Annotated in this window: 10 protein-coding genes and 1 pseudogene; 3 read left to right on the top strand and 8 right to left on the bottom strand. The window is 65.7% G+C overall.

All coding sequences use genetic code 11. The features are described from left to right. Positions 1 to 6: 6 nt before the first annotated feature. The 3 genes from P9255_RS05445 to P9255_RS05435 all read right to left on the bottom strand — a co-directional run bounded on the left by P9255_RS05445 (position 7) and on the right by P9255_RS05435 (position 3,314). A complete protein-coding gene (locus tag P9255_RS05445; RefSeq protein WP_309765899.1) occupies positions 7 to 1,458 on the bottom strand; it encodes a PLP-dependent aminotransferase family protein in 1,452 nt (483 codons plus the stop codon). Positions 1,459 to 1,596: 138 nt separating this feature from the next. After that, the gene (locus P9255_RS05440) at positions 1,597 to 1,860 is read right to left on the bottom strand and encodes an ArsR family transcriptional regulator (RefSeq protein ID WP_309765898.1); all 264 of its coding nucleotides are present in this window, start codon (positions 1,858 to 1,860) and stop codon (positions 1,597 to 1,599) included. Next, positions 1,857 to 3,314, bottom strand: coding sequence for a PLP-dependent aminotransferase family protein (locus tag P9255_RS05435; protein ID WP_309789227.1), 1,458 nt, complete (start codon positions 3,312 to 3,314; stop codon positions 1,857 to 1,859). Before P9255_RS05435 ends, P9255_RS05440 begins: the two co-directional genes overlap by 4 nt. A 149-nt stretch (positions 3,315 to 3,463) precedes the next feature. Between P9255_RS05435 and P9255_RS05430 the strand changes: the two genes are divergently transcribed. Next, positions 3,464 to 5,764 (top strand): FdhF/YdeP family oxidoreductase, encoded by a 2,301-nt coding sequence (locus P9255_RS05430; protein WP_309789226.1) that lies wholly within the window; start codon positions 3,464 to 3,466, stop codon positions 5,762 to 5,764. Positions 5,765 to 5,807: 43 nt separating this feature from the next. Further along, complete coding sequence (locus P9255_RS05425) at positions 5,808 to 6,122, top strand: hypothetical protein (RefSeq protein ID WP_309765895.1); 315 nt, start codon at positions 5,808 to 5,810, stop codon at positions 6,120 to 6,122. 118 nt (positions 6,123 to 6,240) lie between these two features. On the opposite strand, the gene P9255_RS05420 is transcribed toward P9255_RS05425, so the two are convergent. The 4 genes and pseudogenes from P9255_RS05420 to P9255_RS05405 form a co-directional block, all read right to left on the bottom strand. Further along, positions 6,241 to 8,976 carry an MGH1-like glycoside hydrolase domain-containing protein gene (locus tag P9255_RS05420; protein WP_309765894.1) on the bottom strand — a complete coding sequence of 912 codons (2,736 nt, stop codon included), beginning with the start codon at positions 8,974 to 8,976 and terminating at the stop codon, positions 6,241 to 6,243. A gap of 82 nt (positions 8,977 to 9,058) precedes the next feature. Continuing rightward, positions 9,059 to 10,964 (bottom strand): annotated as a pseudogene (locus tag P9255_RS05415) (amylo-alpha-1,6-glucosidase). Further along, entirely contained in the window at positions 10,961 to 11,437 is a 477-nt protein-coding gene (locus P9255_RS05410) for a nuclear transport factor 2 family protein (protein WP_309765892.1), read from the bottom strand. The pseudogene P9255_RS05415 and the gene P9255_RS05410 overlap by 4 nt, the downstream one beginning before the upstream one ends. 197 nt (positions 11,438 to 11,634) lie before the next feature. Then, positions 11,635 to 11,850 carry a hypothetical protein gene (locus P9255_RS05405; protein ID WP_309765891.1) on the bottom strand — a complete coding sequence of 72 codons (216 nt, stop codon included), beginning with the start codon at positions 11,848 to 11,850 and terminating at the stop codon, positions 11,635 to 11,637. Positions 11,851 to 12,023: 173 nt separating this feature from the next. On the opposite strand from P9255_RS05405, the gene P9255_RS05400 reads away from it, so the two are divergent. Next, on the top strand, positions 12,024 to 13,205 hold the full coding sequence (locus P9255_RS05400) for a hypothetical protein (protein ID WP_309789225.1): 1,182 nt from the start codon (positions 12,024 to 12,026) through the stop codon (positions 13,203 to 13,205). Here P9255_RS05400 and P9255_RS05395 read toward each other — a convergent pair whose 3' ends face one another. Further along, entirely contained in the window at positions 13,206 to 14,450 is a 1,245-nt protein-coding gene (locus P9255_RS05395) for a DUF445 domain-containing protein (RefSeq protein ID WP_309765889.1), read from the bottom strand. It abuts the gene before it with no gap. Positions 14,451 to 14,727: the final 277 nt, after the last annotated feature.

Here is a 14,727-nt window from a genome sequence, read left to right as displayed (position 1 = left end):
GCCCGGTCATCCGCGAAGCGACGGCATGAGCGCGGCGAGACGCGTCATACCGCGCCCGATCGTCTCCGCGCTCGTGCCGCCGTATCCGAACAGCATGCCCTGCTCGCGGGCCACGCCCGCATAGAACGGGCGGATGCCGTACAGCCCGACCGACGCCTCCCGCGCCGCCGCGACGACGCGCGCCTCCTGCCACGGTTCGCGAAGGCGCGCGACGAGATGGATGCCGGCCATCGCGGGAAGCGGCTCGAAGCAGGGCGCGAGATCGCCCGTCAGCCTGTCGAGCAAGGCCGTGCGCCGCTGGGCGTACGCCTTGTGCATGCGGCGCAGATGCTTCGCGTATTCGCCGTCGAGCATGAACGCGCCGAGCGCCGCCTGCGTCAGCATGCAGCCGTGCCAGTCCGCGATCTGCTTTGCGTGCCAGAGCGGCTTGCGAAGCGTCGCGGGCGGCACGACATAGCCGATCCGCAAGTCGGGAAACAGCGTTTTCGAAAACGTGCCGACATACGCGACCAGTCCCGCCCGATCCAGACTCTTCAGCGATTCCACCGGCCGTCCTTCGAAACGGAACTCGCCGTCGTAATCGTCCTCGACGATCACCGCGCCGCGCCTGGCCGCCCATTCGAGCAGTTCGACGCGGCGATCGAGGGTCATCGGCATGCCGAGCGGAAATTGATGCGACGGCGTCACGTAGACGAGCCGTGCGTTGCGCGGCAGCCTGCTGACGACGATGCCCTCGCCGTCCACCGGCACATGCGCGATGCGTGCGCCCAGCGCCGCGAACAGCGCCCGCGCAGGCGGATAGCCGGGTTCTTCGACGGCGACGACGTCCCCCGGCTGGATGACCACGCGCGCGAGCAGATCGAGCGCCTGCTGCGCCCCTTGCGTCACGACGACATCCTGCCAGTTGCACGCCACCGCGCGGCTGAAGCCGAGATAGCGCGCGATGCCGAGCCGCAGTTCCTGCTCGCCCGCAGGATCGCGATACGACGCCACGCCGCCGCCCGCGCGCGCCTGTGTGCGCAGCGCCTGATTCAGACAGCGACGCCAGGCATCGAAGGGAAACAGCGTCTTGTCGGTGACGCCGCCTTTGAAGTCGCAGTCGAGCGACACGTCCGCGGGCGGCATCGGCATCGCCATGCGCTCGGGCATCGCGCGCCAGATCCCGGCGGCCCGGGCGCGCGCCGACGCCGGTTCGGGACGAGCGCCCGGCAGGCGCGCGAGGCCATCGGCGACGAACGTGCCGTCGCCCGCGCGCGTGCGCAGAAAGCCTTCCGCGATGAGGCGATCGAACACTTCGAGCGTCGTCTTTCGGGAGACGCCGAGCTGCGCGGCGAGATCGCGCGTGGACGGCAGACGCGCGTTCGCGGCGAGCCGCCCTTCGATGATGCCGGCGCGCAGCTGGCTATAAATCTGGCCGGTCAGGCCGCGCCGGCCGTGCAGGATGATGTGGATGTCCAACGCGGTGGCGACGCCGTCAGCGAAGCGGCGGCCATTCGGCGCGCGGCGTTTCCTGCAAGCGGCGGTCTCGATTGCCGTCGCAGGGAGCGACCGGGTCCGGCCGCTTCCGGGCATTCGGTGCGTCAACTCGTTCGTCGTTCATTCGTCGGCTCCAAAAATTGCACTGCAGAGCGATTCGCCCTCCCCAGTCAACCACGCCGAGCCCGCGCCTTGCTCGCTGACCCGCACTTCCGCCAGGCCCGCATCCGCGAGCGCCGTCAATTGCCGGCGCAGCGCGCTCATCGGCAAGGCGGATTGCTTCGCCAGTTTCGGCAGCGACCACGCGCGCGCGGGCGTTTCCTGCTTCGCACGCCATAGTTGCGCGAGAACGGCGACCAGCGCCGGATCGATGTCGTCGTTCATGTCCTTGCTCCCTTCGCGCGGGCGTCCAGTTCGCCGACGAGTTGCCCGAGCCGTTGCAGCGCCGCCTCGCGCTGCGGCGTCCACGGATAGCTGTAGTTGAGGCGAATGTAATGGGCGAACGCGTTGCGCGTCGAGAACATATATCCCGGGCCGACCGTGATGCGCTCGCTGAGCGCCGCGCGATACAGCAGCATCGAATCGACGCGCTCCGGCAGTTCCACCCACAGCACATAACCGCCCTGCGGCGCGGACGTGCGCGTGCCGGGCGGAAAGAAGCGCTCCACCATCGCAATCATGATGCGCGCCTGCTGCCGATACAGCTTGCGCACGCGGCGCAAGTGCCTGTCGAAGCCATCGTGACGCAGATAATCAGCAACGGCCACTTGCGGCACGGATGGCGTCGTCAGCGTATTGAGAAACTTGAGCTTCTCGACCTGCGCGCGAAAGCGCCCCGGCATCGCCCAGCCGATGCGATGCGACGCGGTCAGGCTCTTCGAAAACGACGCGCAGTGCAGCACGATGCCCTTCGTATCGTAGTTCTTGAGCGTCGAAGGCCGCGCATCGCCGAAATGCAGTTCCTGATAGACGTCGTTCTCGATGACGGGAATATCGTGCATCGAGAGCAGATCGACGAGCTGGCGCTTGCGCGCATCCGGCATCTGAAAGCCGAGCGGATTCTGAAAGTTCGGCATCACCATGCACGCCGCGATCTTGCCCTCGCCGACGATCTGCGCGAGCGCGTCGATGTCGATGCCATCGGCGGGGTGCGTCGGCACTTCGATCGCGCGCATGCCGAGACGCTCGATCGCGTGGAGCATCGCGTAGAACGTGGGCGATTCGACGGCGACCGTGTCGCCCGGTTTCGCGACAGCCTGCAGGCTCAGGTTGATCGCTTCGGTGGCGCCGACCGTGATGACAATCTCGCCCGGATCGACCGGCACGCCGTTTTCCGCATAACGCCGCGCAATCTGGCGGATCAGCTCGGGATTGCCGGGCGGCAGATCGTCGATCAGATTCCAGCTTGCATGACGCCGCGCGATGGCGTTCGCATATTGGTTGATGCGCCGCCACGGGAACGGCTCGGTATCGGGATACGGCGAGCCGAACGGCACGGCGTCGTGCGCGCGGATACTGCGCAGCGTCAACAGCACGAGTCGGCTCACGTCAACTTCCGAAGCGACCGCGACCGCGATCGCGCCCGCGCCCGCCTCGCCGTCCCGCTTGCGCCCTGCCGCGCGATGGTCCGGCTTCGCCCGCACGAAGTAGCCCGATTGCGGCCGCGTCTCGAGAATGCCCCGGCTTTCCAGCAACGCGTACGCATGCAGCACGGTCTTGATGCTCACGCCGTGCTGCTGGCTTGCCTGCCGCACCGACGCGATGCGCTCGCCCGGCGTGAATACGCCGCGCCGCACGGCGGCTTCGATTTCGTCGGCGAGTCGTTCGTAGAGTTTCACGGGCGCGGTTTTATCGGCTGGATCAAGCGGAAGTCTAGGGCAAATCGCCGCAACTGTACTCCTTCCATTTCATGTTTTCTGTGCGCCGCGTTCGTTTCGGGACACAGTACGCTGTGGGTCATCGTCTCAGCAAGCCGTCCGACACCGTCATGAAGAAGCCCGAACCGCGCATCGAACCGTATCATCACCCCGCCGCCGGATGGGGCGCGCTCAAGCAGGTCGCCATCAACCTCGTGAAGGAAAAGGTGTCGGGCGGCAACTACCGCACGCTCTTCAGGCAGAACCAGCCTGATGGCTTCGATTGCCCCGGCTGCGCGTGGCCGGATCGCGAGCATGCATCGACATTCGAGTTCTGCGAGAACGGCGTGAAAGCGGTCGCCGCCGAAGCCACGGCCAAGCGCGTGACGCCGGCATTCTTCGCGAAACACACGGTGTCGTCACTGATGGCGCAGTCGGACTACGAACTGGAGCAGCACGGCCGCCTGACCGATCCGCTCGTCTACGACGCGACACGCGACCGGTATGTGCCGATCCCGTGGGATGCGGCGTTCGAACTGATCGAATCGCACCTGAAGAAGCTGGACGATCCGAACCGCGCCGCGTTCTATACGTCGGGGCGCGCCAGCAACGAGGCCGCGTTCCTGTATCAGTTGTTCGTGCGGATGGTCGGCACGAACAACTTCCCCGACTGCTCGAACATGTGCCACGAAGCGACGAGCCGCGGCCTGCCGCACACGGTCGGCATCGGCAAGGGCACCGTCACGCTCGACGACTTCGAGCACGCCGACACGCTGCTGCTCTTCGGACAGAATCCGGCGACGAACCACCCGCGCATGCTCGGCGAGTTGCGCGAGTGCGCGAAGCGCGGCGCGACGATCGTTTCGATCAATCCGCTCAAGGAGCGCGGGCTAGAACGCTTCGCCAGCCCGCAGCACACGCTCGACATGCTGAACCCCAAGGGCGTGAAGATCAGTTCGGTGTTCATCCGTCCCAAAGTCGGCGGCGATTTCGCGCTGATCAAGGGCGTCGCGAAACGCGTGATCGAACTGGACGACGCGGCGCGCGTCGCGGGCGGCGAGCGTGTGATCGATGTCGATTTCGTCGCGCAGCATACGGTCAGCTTCGACGCCTTCGCCGCCGATCTGCGCGCGGAAAGCTGGGAGACGGTCATCGCCGAATCGGGCGTGCCGATGGACGAGATCCTCCGCCTCGCCGATATCTACGCGAACGGCCGCGCCGTGATTGCGACGTGGGGCATGGGCCTCACGCAGCACAAGAACTCGGTGCCGACCGTCCAGTTGCTTTCGAACCTGATGATGATGCGCGGGAACATCGGCCGGCGCGGCGCGGGCCTGTGCCCGGTGCGCGGGCATTCGAACGTGCAGGGGGATCGCACGGTCGGCATCGAGGAAAAGCCGACCCAGGCGTTCCTCGACCGCCTCGCCGCCGCCTACGATTTCGAGCCGCCGCGCGAGCACGGCTACGACGTCGTGGAAACCATTCATGCGATGCTCGAAGGCCGCGTGAAGGTGTTCATCGGCCTGGGGGGAAATTTCTCGATTGCGACGCCCGACACGCCGCGCACGTGGCAGGCCATGCGCTCGTGCGATCTCACCGTGCACATCACGACGAAGCTCAATCGCAGCCACCTCGTCCACGGACGCGACGCGCTCATTCTGCCGACGCTCGGCCGCACCGAAATCGATATGCAGAGCGGCGTGCCGCAAGGCGTGAGCGTCGAGGATTCGATGAGCATGGTGCACATCTCCTACGGCATGAACAAGCCGGCGTCACCTAACCTGCTGAGCGAAGTGGCCATCGTCGCGCGCATGGCGCACGCGACGCTCGGCAGCGCGAAGGTCAACTGGCTCGCGCATGCGAACGACTACGCGCTGATACGCGACGGCATCGAAAAAGTAATCGACGGATTCGAGCGGTACAACGAGCGCCTGAAGACGCCGGGCGGCTTCCATCTGGGCGTCGCCGCGCGCGACCGCGTGTGGAAGACGCCGAGCGGCAAGGCGCGGTTCATCGTGCATGCGATCGCGGTGGATACGCCGATTCACCGCGCCCGTGCGCTGCACGGCGAGCGGCTTCTGACGCTGATGACGACGCGCTCGCACGATCAGTACAACACGACGATCTATGGGCTCGACGACCGCTACCGGGGCGTGTACGGCCAGCGCCGCGTGCTGTTCGCCAACCGTGAGGATATCGACATGCTGGGCTTCGAGCCGGGCGAGCTCGTCGATATCACGAGCGTGTGGGACGACGGCGTGGAGCGCCGCGTGGACGGCTTTACGCTCGTCGAGTATGACATTCCGCGCGGCTGCCTTGGCGCGTACTATCCGGAGACGAATCCGCTGGTGCCGCTCGCATCCGTTGCGGATGGCGCCGGTACGCCGACATCGAAGTCCATTCCTGTGTTGTTGCGTTCCGCCAGTCGATGAATTGCCGCCTGAGGTTACATTGCTGCGTGGCGTTGCCGAGCGCATGCTGACGCGCCCGCGACCGCGCACCGAGGCGACGTTCGAGCGCGGCCGTTCCGCAGAACAGGCGGTCGATGGTTGCCCCGAGCGCCGCGAGGATGCTGACGCACGCAATCCAGCCGAACGCGATGTCGTCGAGCGCGCAACTCACGTAGGCGCCGCCGGCCATTGCCGCGAGGAACACCAGCATGACGAGCCCGAACGGCGGCGATTCCCCGTGCTCCGTGCGGCGGCCGAGGCTGCTGGCGGCGAATGCATTGTGTTGACCCAGACCGTGGACGTCTGCCGTTCCGTTCATTTTTCTTCTCCAAACCGCTGAAAGTTTGTGTCCGCACAACATACGCAGAAGGAGACGAGAGCGGAATCAGAGTTGTCCGAACAATAGAGTCGCCGTTCACCGATTGCTTTTCGGGCAAAAGCCGGTTATTTGCGGCGCTTTACTTGGCGCCTGCAAACTCCTGAACTTCGGCATCGGCGACGCCGGCGAGCGGGACCGCGCCCGACGGCCCCATCGCGCGGGGTTGCAGGAGCAGCGCGACCAGCCCCGTCCATCCCGTCTGATGCGACGCCCCCACACCGCGGCCGTTGTCCCCGTGAAAATACTCGTGGAAGAGCACGAGATCGCGGGAGTGCGGATCGGCTTGCAGCAACGGATACGCCGCCATCACGGGCCGCTCGCCGTTCTTGTCGAGCAGGAAAAGCGTGGTCACGCGGCGCGCGAGTTCATCGGCGATTTCGGCGAGCGAGAATTTCTGTCCCGATCCGGTCGGATACTCGACGCGGAAATCGTCGCCGTAATAGCGATGAAATTCCAGTATCGACTCGATCAGCAGATAGTTGACCGGCATCCACACCGGCCCGCGCCAGTTCGAATTGCCGCCGAATACGCGCGATGTCGACTCACCGGGCTGATACTGCACGCTGAAGCTCTCGCTGTTGTGATAGAAGACGAACGGCTCGTCGAGATGCACCCGCGAGAGCGCGCGCACGCCGTGATCGGAGAGGAATTCGGTCTCGTCGAGCATGCGCTTCAGAAGCGCTTTCATGCGATGTCCGCGCAACAGCGACAGCAGCACGCTATTGCCCTGCCCCGCGACGTTCCAGCGCGACACGAGCCGCGACAAGTCCGGCCGATGCTCCAGAAACCAGTGCAGCCGGTCGCGCAGGCCCGGCAGCGCGCGATGCACGCTCGGCTCGAGCACGTGCACCGCGAACAGCGGAATCAGGCCGACGATCGAGCGCACGCGCATCGGCACGCTGGAGCCATCGGGCAGGCGCAGCTTGTCGTAGAAGAATTCGTCCTCGCTGTCCCAGAGGCCGGTGTCGCAACCGTCTTCGCAACTCACCGCTTCCGCGATGTACAGGAAGTGCTCGAAGAACTTCACCGCGATATCGACGAATACCTTGTTCGCATACGCCAGTTCCAGCGCGATTCGCATCAGGTCGAGCGCGTAGGCGGCCATCCACGCGGTGCCGTCGGCCTGATCGATGTGACCGCCCGTCGGCAGCGGCGACGAGCGATCGAAGATGCCGACGTTATCGAGGCCGAGAAAGCCGCCCTGGAAGATGTTGCGGTCGTCGGCGTCCTTGCGGTTGACCCACCATGAGAAGTTGAGCAGCAGCTTGTGGAACACGAGCTCCAGGAAGTCGCGGTCGCCCACGCCCGTGATCGCGCGGTCGATCTCGTACACGCGCCACGTCGCCCAGGCATGAACGGGGGGATTGGCATCGCCGAAAGCCCATTCGTAGGCGGGCAACTGGCCGTTCGGATGCTGATAGCGGTCCTTCACGAGCAGCAGCAACTGGCGCTTGGCGAACTCGGGATCGATCAGCGCGAAAGCCGCCGCATGGAACGCGAGGTCCCACGACGCGTACCACGGATACTCCCATTTGTCCGGCATCGATACGATGTCCGCGTTGCACAGATGCCGCCAGTCGAAGTTGCGCCCGAAGCGCCGCTGCTTCGGCGGTTTGGGCTGAAGCGGGTCGCCGTCGAGCCAGCGCGTGACATCGAACTGGTAGTACTGCTTGGACCACAGCATGCCCGCGAGCGCCTGCCGCTGCACGAGCCGCTGATCGGCATCGGCGATATCGTGCTGCAGCGCGCCGTAAAATTCGTCGGCTTCCGCGATGCGCCGCGCGATGAGCGCATCGGCATCGAGCGGCGTGACGTCGGGCGCGGATTCGGGACGCCAGCGCAAATAGACCGTCGCTTTCGCATGCGCTTCGAGCTGCAGATGAAACCGCGCGGCAGCGCGCGTGCCGGTGTCGCGGCGAATCGCGTCTGCATCGCCATGCACGAGGTAGTCGTTGAAGCCGTCCTTGAACGGCCCTGCGCCCTCCATGTGAAACAGGCGCTTCACGTTGGTTTCGTTCTCGCAGAAGATCCATTCGACGCCTGGCGCATGCGGCGACCATGCGGTGACGACCATCGGCTCGTGGCCCAGATGCCGCGCGGCGACATACGTCGCGCCTTGCACCGTTTCGAGCGTGAGCGAGGGCTTGGTCGGAGTCGGCTTCCACGACCACGTATTGCGCGCCCAGATTTGCGGCAGCACGTCGATGGCGGCGGCCTCGTCCGCGCGATTCTCGACGGTCACGCGCATCACGATATCGTCCTCCGTGTGCTTCGCGTACTCCACCTGCACGTCGAAGTAGCGTCCGTCGTCGAAGGCGCCGGTGTCGAGAACTTCGTACTCGGGCATGTCCGCGCCGCGCCGCGCGTTCTCATCGACGAGATCGGCATACGGAAACGCCGCGTGCGGATACTTGTACAGCATGCGCATGTAGGAATGCGTCGGCGTGCCGTCGAGATAGAAGTACAGCTCCTTCACGTCCTCGCCGTGATTGCCTTCCTGATTCGTGAGGCCGAAAAGGCGTTCCTTGAGGATCGGATCGCGCCCGTTCCAGAGCGCGAGAGAGATGCACCAGTTGAGCTTGTCGTCGCCGAAGCCGGCGATGCCGTCCTCGCCCCAGCGATACGCGCGGCTTCTCGCATGATCGTGCGGGAAGTATTCCCACGCGGTGCCGAACTCGCTGTAGTCCTCGCGCACGGTGCCCCACTGGCGTTCGCTCAGATACGGCCCCCAGCGCTGCCAGCGCGGGCAATCGCCGGCATGCAGCCGCGAGCCTTCGACGGTATGGATCTGATTGACGGTGCGCGGCTTCGGCATGGGATTTCCTCGGTGCGGCGGGTGTGATCTTCAGAGACGCCAAATTTAACGCGATTCCACGATCGCCCGCACAAACGATGCATCACGCGCCGTCGATCAGCTTCCCGATGCGCAGCAGCTCCGCGAGCGACCACGCCTGAAACGGCGTGCCGCCGGGCGTATGCGGCGCTTCGCCGTCCGCCACTTCGCTGACATGACCGATGCCGTACTGATCGAGATGCGCATGAAGCGGCGCAAGAAAGCGCTCGCGCACGCCCGCCGCGCCGTGCACGCGCAGCCATGCCTCGACGAACGGGCCCATGAGCCAGGGCCATACGGTGCCCTGGTGATACGCGCCATCGCGATCCATCAGGCCGCCCGCATAACGCGACCGGTACGCGGGGTCCGATGGCGCGAGCGTGCGCAGCCCGAGCGGCGTCAGGAGATGCGCTTCGACTTGTGCGATTACTGCGCGCGCGATCTCCCCGTCAACAATGGCATGCGGCAGGCCGCCGACCGCGAAAATCTGATTCGGACGGATCGAGCGATCCAGCTTGCCCGGCTCGTGATCGGCATCGACGACATCGTAGAGGGCGTGTGTCGCAGGGTCCACGAAGCGCGTCTGGAACGCTTGCCGCGCGCGATCGCGCATTGGCTGCCAGCGCGCGTTCCATGCCGATGCAATCGACAGCGCATTGATCCACAGCGCCTGCACTTCGACCGGCTTGCCGATGCGCGGTGTCACGACGCAGTCGCCCGCTTTCGCGTCCATCCAGGTGAGCTGCACGCCGGGGACGCCAGCGCGCAACAGGCCGTCGCCGTCCGCGACGATGTCGAAGCGCGTGCCGCGCGTATAGCCTTCGAGAATCGCATCGACGGTGTGTTGCAGGCGGGCCGTGGTCGCGGCGGGGGCGTGGCCGGTGGCGAGATAGTCATGCACCGCGATCGCGAACCACAGCGACGCATCGACCGAGTTGTATTCGGGCAGGCCGCCGCTGTCCGGAAAGCGGTTCGGCAGCATGCCTTCCGACAGCGTGTCGGTCCATTCGAGCAAGATCGATTCGGCATCCTCATGACGTCCCGAAGCGAGCAGCAGGCCGCGCATCGAAATGAACGTATCGCGGCCCCAGTCGGTGAACCAAGGGAAGCCCGCGATGATCGTGCGTCCGTGCTTGCGCGCGACGACGTAGGCATCCGCCGAGCGCGCGAGCCGCGAGCCGAACGCGGCGCGGCGCTCGCGCTCACGCGCGTCGAGCCGCGATGCAAGCGCGAGGGCATCGCGTTCGCGCGGCGGATCGTCGCCGGTATCGGCGTGCAGGATCAGTACCGCTTCGCCGCTAGCAAGATCGAAGTGAAAGACGCCGGGCGTCGCGAGGTCTTCGATGTCATCCAGCCCGCGCTCGCGTTCGCGCACATACTGGAAGTTGCGATACCAGTCCGGCGCATGTTCGTAGACACCGTTGCTCGTCGCGCCGATGGCCGGCAGCGCGCCGTAGGGCCGCCAGTGCACGCGCTCGCCGTCGACGCTCGCATCGAAGTCGAACGACGCGTTCTCGCGATGCAGCGCGTGATAATCCCGGCCGGAGATCAGCGGGCGCACGTGCAGGGCCGCCTGCGTCGGCGCGCCTTCGAGACGCCAGCGCAGCACGGTCTCGCCGCTCTCCTTCGCGACGAACGCCTCCGCGACGGCCACCACGTTTTCGCCGATGCGATAACGCCACGTCGGCCACGGCGATATATCGAAGGCATCGAGTTGCGCCGATGCGTCCGGGTACAGCACGTCGGGCGCGTAACGCTGCATCGTCAGCGGAACGCGTGCGCCGTTGAACATCGAGCCAGGCCTCCACGCCGTTGACCAGCACGACGCGGCCTGCGGGCGGTTGCGTCGCGGTGAGCAGCAGCGCGTGATAACGACGTGTGCGCGTCGTGCCCACTGTCCCCGACGCGAAGCCGCCATGCGCATCGGCCTCGAGCCATTCGTCTTCGAAACGCGCCGGATCGATGGTCATGCCGCCGCCTCCTTGCGATAGTCGGCGAGCGCGCGGCGGGCCTTGCGTCGGATGGCCTGCTGCATGCGCGGCGTCCAGCCGAAGCACCATCCGGCAGGCCCCAGCGCCTGACGGCTCCAGCGCCACAGATCGAAGGCATCGGTCTGTTCGAAGATGAGCCCGTCGCGGATCGTGAAGCGCGTGCGGATGTGGTTGACGACCGGCCGCCCCGTCGCCGAGTAGGTATAGCGCACGACGGCATTCGCGCTCGCGGTCTGCCCGATCGACTCGATGCCGTCGACGGTCAGCGCGAAGTCACGCGCCCGGTGCAGCAGCATCCGCCACATGTCGCCCGCTTCGCGCCCGAACAGCACGCCGAAGGCGGGGTCCTCGAAGCGGACGTCGGGCGCGTAGCAGGCGGCCATCGCGTCGGCGTCGACGTTTCCGAAGGCGCGGTAGAAGCGCTCGATCAGTTCGATGTTCGTATTCGGCATGGCAGATCGCAGACGGGTTGCGCGGCGCGCACGAAGTCGCATTCTCGCGCGGCTGCGGCGTGTCTGCATGACCGCCACTGCCCCGAAAGCGCGCTAATGGCGATAACCAACAGCAAACGATTCCCGCGCACTCCACTTCAATAATCACCCTTACTCTTTTCGAATAAGAAATTTCTTATATTTTCCCGAGATTGCTTTCAATCAAGGAATAACCAATCGCCCGCATCCGACGGCGCATATTTTTTTGAACGCATATCCGAAAGATAGCCGTTTAAATATAATCCACTGGCCGTGCTAGTCGAGGGGTCGACGAAGAGCGTGCCCAGCGTGGCTCTGGCACGGTCGCCAATCCCGAACCGCTGCAGCACCGAAGTCGAGCACGATGAGAATAAAGCCCAGAACGAGTATGCCATCGCAGGCATCCGCGGATTACTTCCTTACAGATTGCCGAATCGGAATCATAATCCGCGTTATTCAGTCCGTATCGCCCGATCATTTTATATATGTGCTTAGAACCGAGGGCGGATCGCATTATTGCGCGCAATTGGATTATCGGGAATACCCGGATCGTAATTCCGCTTTGTTGATGGCATTCGAATCCGGACTTTCCGTCACGATGACCGGCGACACGAGCCACAAAATCACCGATATTTCCGCCGCACTGCCCGGCGCGCCCCGGCTTCCATCAATCGGCGCGACCTGGCGTCTGCTCGAGGACGTCAGGACGGGGACCATCGTTCAGGTCGAAGACGCCGATACGCTCGCGACCATGGCGTACATCGTCCGCAGCGGGGACGGCACGTATCACTGCGCGCAGATCCGCCCATGCGAGGACGGCTACCGCAACGCGTTGCTGATGGCGGCGTTCCGGGCGAGTCTGCCGGTCACCGTGGCAGGCGACGCCGACTATTACCTTACGGCGCTGTCGGTCGGGTCGAAGGCGTTCGGGCCGCATCTCAGCGCCGCGCCCGCCTTCATCTCGAGCACGCCGCGCTCGGGCGTCATCGACGAAATCATGGACAAGGAAGTGTCCGACACGCTGATCGTGATGGTCAAGACGCCGGACGGCACGCGGTACCACGCGCAGATCGACCGGCAGGAGCATGCGAACAGGAACAACCTGCTGTTGCTCGCACTCCGGACGGGCCTGCCGGTCACGGTCAACGGGAATCAGGACCATTACGTCACCGGCATCGCGGTCGGTGCGTTGTCGGCGCCCGCCGCGCCGTCGCTGGTGCCCTTCGGGGCGAAGCTGACGGACACGCGCAGCGGGATGCTCGTGCGGATCATCGATTCCGATTCGCTGGAGGACATCCGCTATGTCCTGCGCACCGCCGACGGCGCTCACTACTGCGCGAAGATGAACACGGTGGATCATCCGAGCCGGCACGGAATGCTGATATCCGCGCTCGCGAGAAGCCTGCCGGTCAGCATCTCCGCCGACGACGATTCGGCGATCACCGGCGTCGCGGTCGGCCTGCCTCGCGCGGGCAGCCCGACGTTTCGCTGCGGCACGACGCGCTTCGCGACCCGCGAAACCGGCAACATCGTCCGCATGATCGACTCCGACCTGCTGGGCGCGGGCGCGGTCTACGTGCTTCAGACGCCCGATGGCAACGAATGGTGCGTGCCGCCGCTCGCGCACACCGAGCCGGCGCGCGGCGAACTTCTCACCGCGGCGCTGATGGCGGGCCTGAACGTTACGATCAACGGCAGCGCTCACACGTCGCCGCATGGCGCGGGAAGCGTGATCGTCGAGCGGCAGTAATCAGGCGGCAAGCAACGCCACGGCGTGGATGAGCACGCCTACCGCGCCGCCCACGAGCGTGCCGTTCACGCGGATGAATTGCAGGTCGCGCCCGATGTTGAGTTCGACATCGCGTACGAGCGTCGCGTCGTCCCATTGCTTGACGGTCGCGGCAATGTGCTTCGCGATGCCTTCGCGCAGCTCGGGCGCGAGCGCCTTCAACGCATCGCGCATGTGTTCGTTGATGGACTCGCGAAGCAGGGGATCGCCGCCCAGCGACTGGGCGAAGCCCGACGCGACCTGCACCACTTTCGCGTGCAGCGCGGAGTCGGGGCGTTGCAGGTCGGCGCCCAGCCAAGTCGTGAATTCGTTCCACAGTCCGTCGACATAACCGCGCAACTCCGGCCGATCCAGCCACTCGCGCTTGTGCAGGTCGATGCGCGCCTTGAACGCGGGGTCGGACTTCAGGCGCTCGACGAAGCGCTCCACGGCGGCGTCGAACGCTTTGCGGCGCTCGTGCTCGGGGTCGCTCGTGACGTCGTGCAGCCATTGGTTCGCGCCGCGCACGAGGCCCGCCGCGAACTTGTTGCCGAGGTCGGCGGCGTCCAGCCCGACGAAACCGAGCATGCCGATGAGCTTCGGATACTCCTCACCCGCCACCGCGACGATGCGCGTCGCCAGCATCTCCTGCACTTCGGGCTTGTCGAGCCACGCGGCCATCTGCTTCAGGCCCTCGTCCAGCAGCAACTGATGACGGCGGTCCGCGGTCAGCGTGGACAGCAGGTTGCCCGCCGCGGCGGACAGATCGAACGCTTCGGCGCGGCGGCGGATGGCTTCGTGAAGCATCGACTTGACGCGCTCGTCGTCGACGAAAGACAGCAACTGGCCGACCGCCGTGACCGCTTTCCTGCCGAGCAGCTCGGCGTTCCTCGGCTCCGCGAGCCATGCCGAGAGACGGCTCGCCGGGTCGAAGGCGTTCACGCGGGCGACGAGCGCATCGGTGCCGAGGAAGCGGTCGCGCACGAAGACGGCGAGGTTGTCGGCGACGCGCGCCTTGTTCGCGGGCAAAATCGCCGTGTGCGGGACCGGCACGCCGAGCGGATGGCGGAACAGCGCCACGACGGCGAACCAGTCCGCGAGCGCGCCGACCATCGCGGCTTCCGCGAACGCCGATACCCACGCCCACGCGCCCGCGTCGTGCTGGCTCTTGGCGAGCGCGAACAACCCGCCCGCCGCGACCAGCAAGCCGGCGGCGAACCACTTCATTCGTTTCAGGGCCAGGGCTTTATCCTGCGTGTCCATCGAGTCGTCATCATGGGTGGTGGAAAGGCCGCCAGCATATCAATGCCGCTGCCGTAGCGCCAACAGGGCGCGCATGGCGCGGGCGGCTTCATCGGCGGGAGCGAAAGTGTGACCGCGATGCGCCGCCGCGATCACCTTGCTATCGATGCCCGCATCGCCGGGAGCGCGCGAACGCGGCGGTCAGCCCAACAGCGTCCGGCCCTCAATACTTGGCCGGCGTGAGCCAAGCCCGCGCAAGACA

This window comes from Caballeronia sp. LZ019 (assembly GCF_031450825.1).
Classification (GTDB): Bacteria; Pseudomonadota; Gammaproteobacteria; order Burkholderiales; family Burkholderiaceae; genus Caballeronia.
Note: the sequence above shows the minus strand (reverse complement) of the source record. Positions and strands in the feature narration are given on the sequence as shown.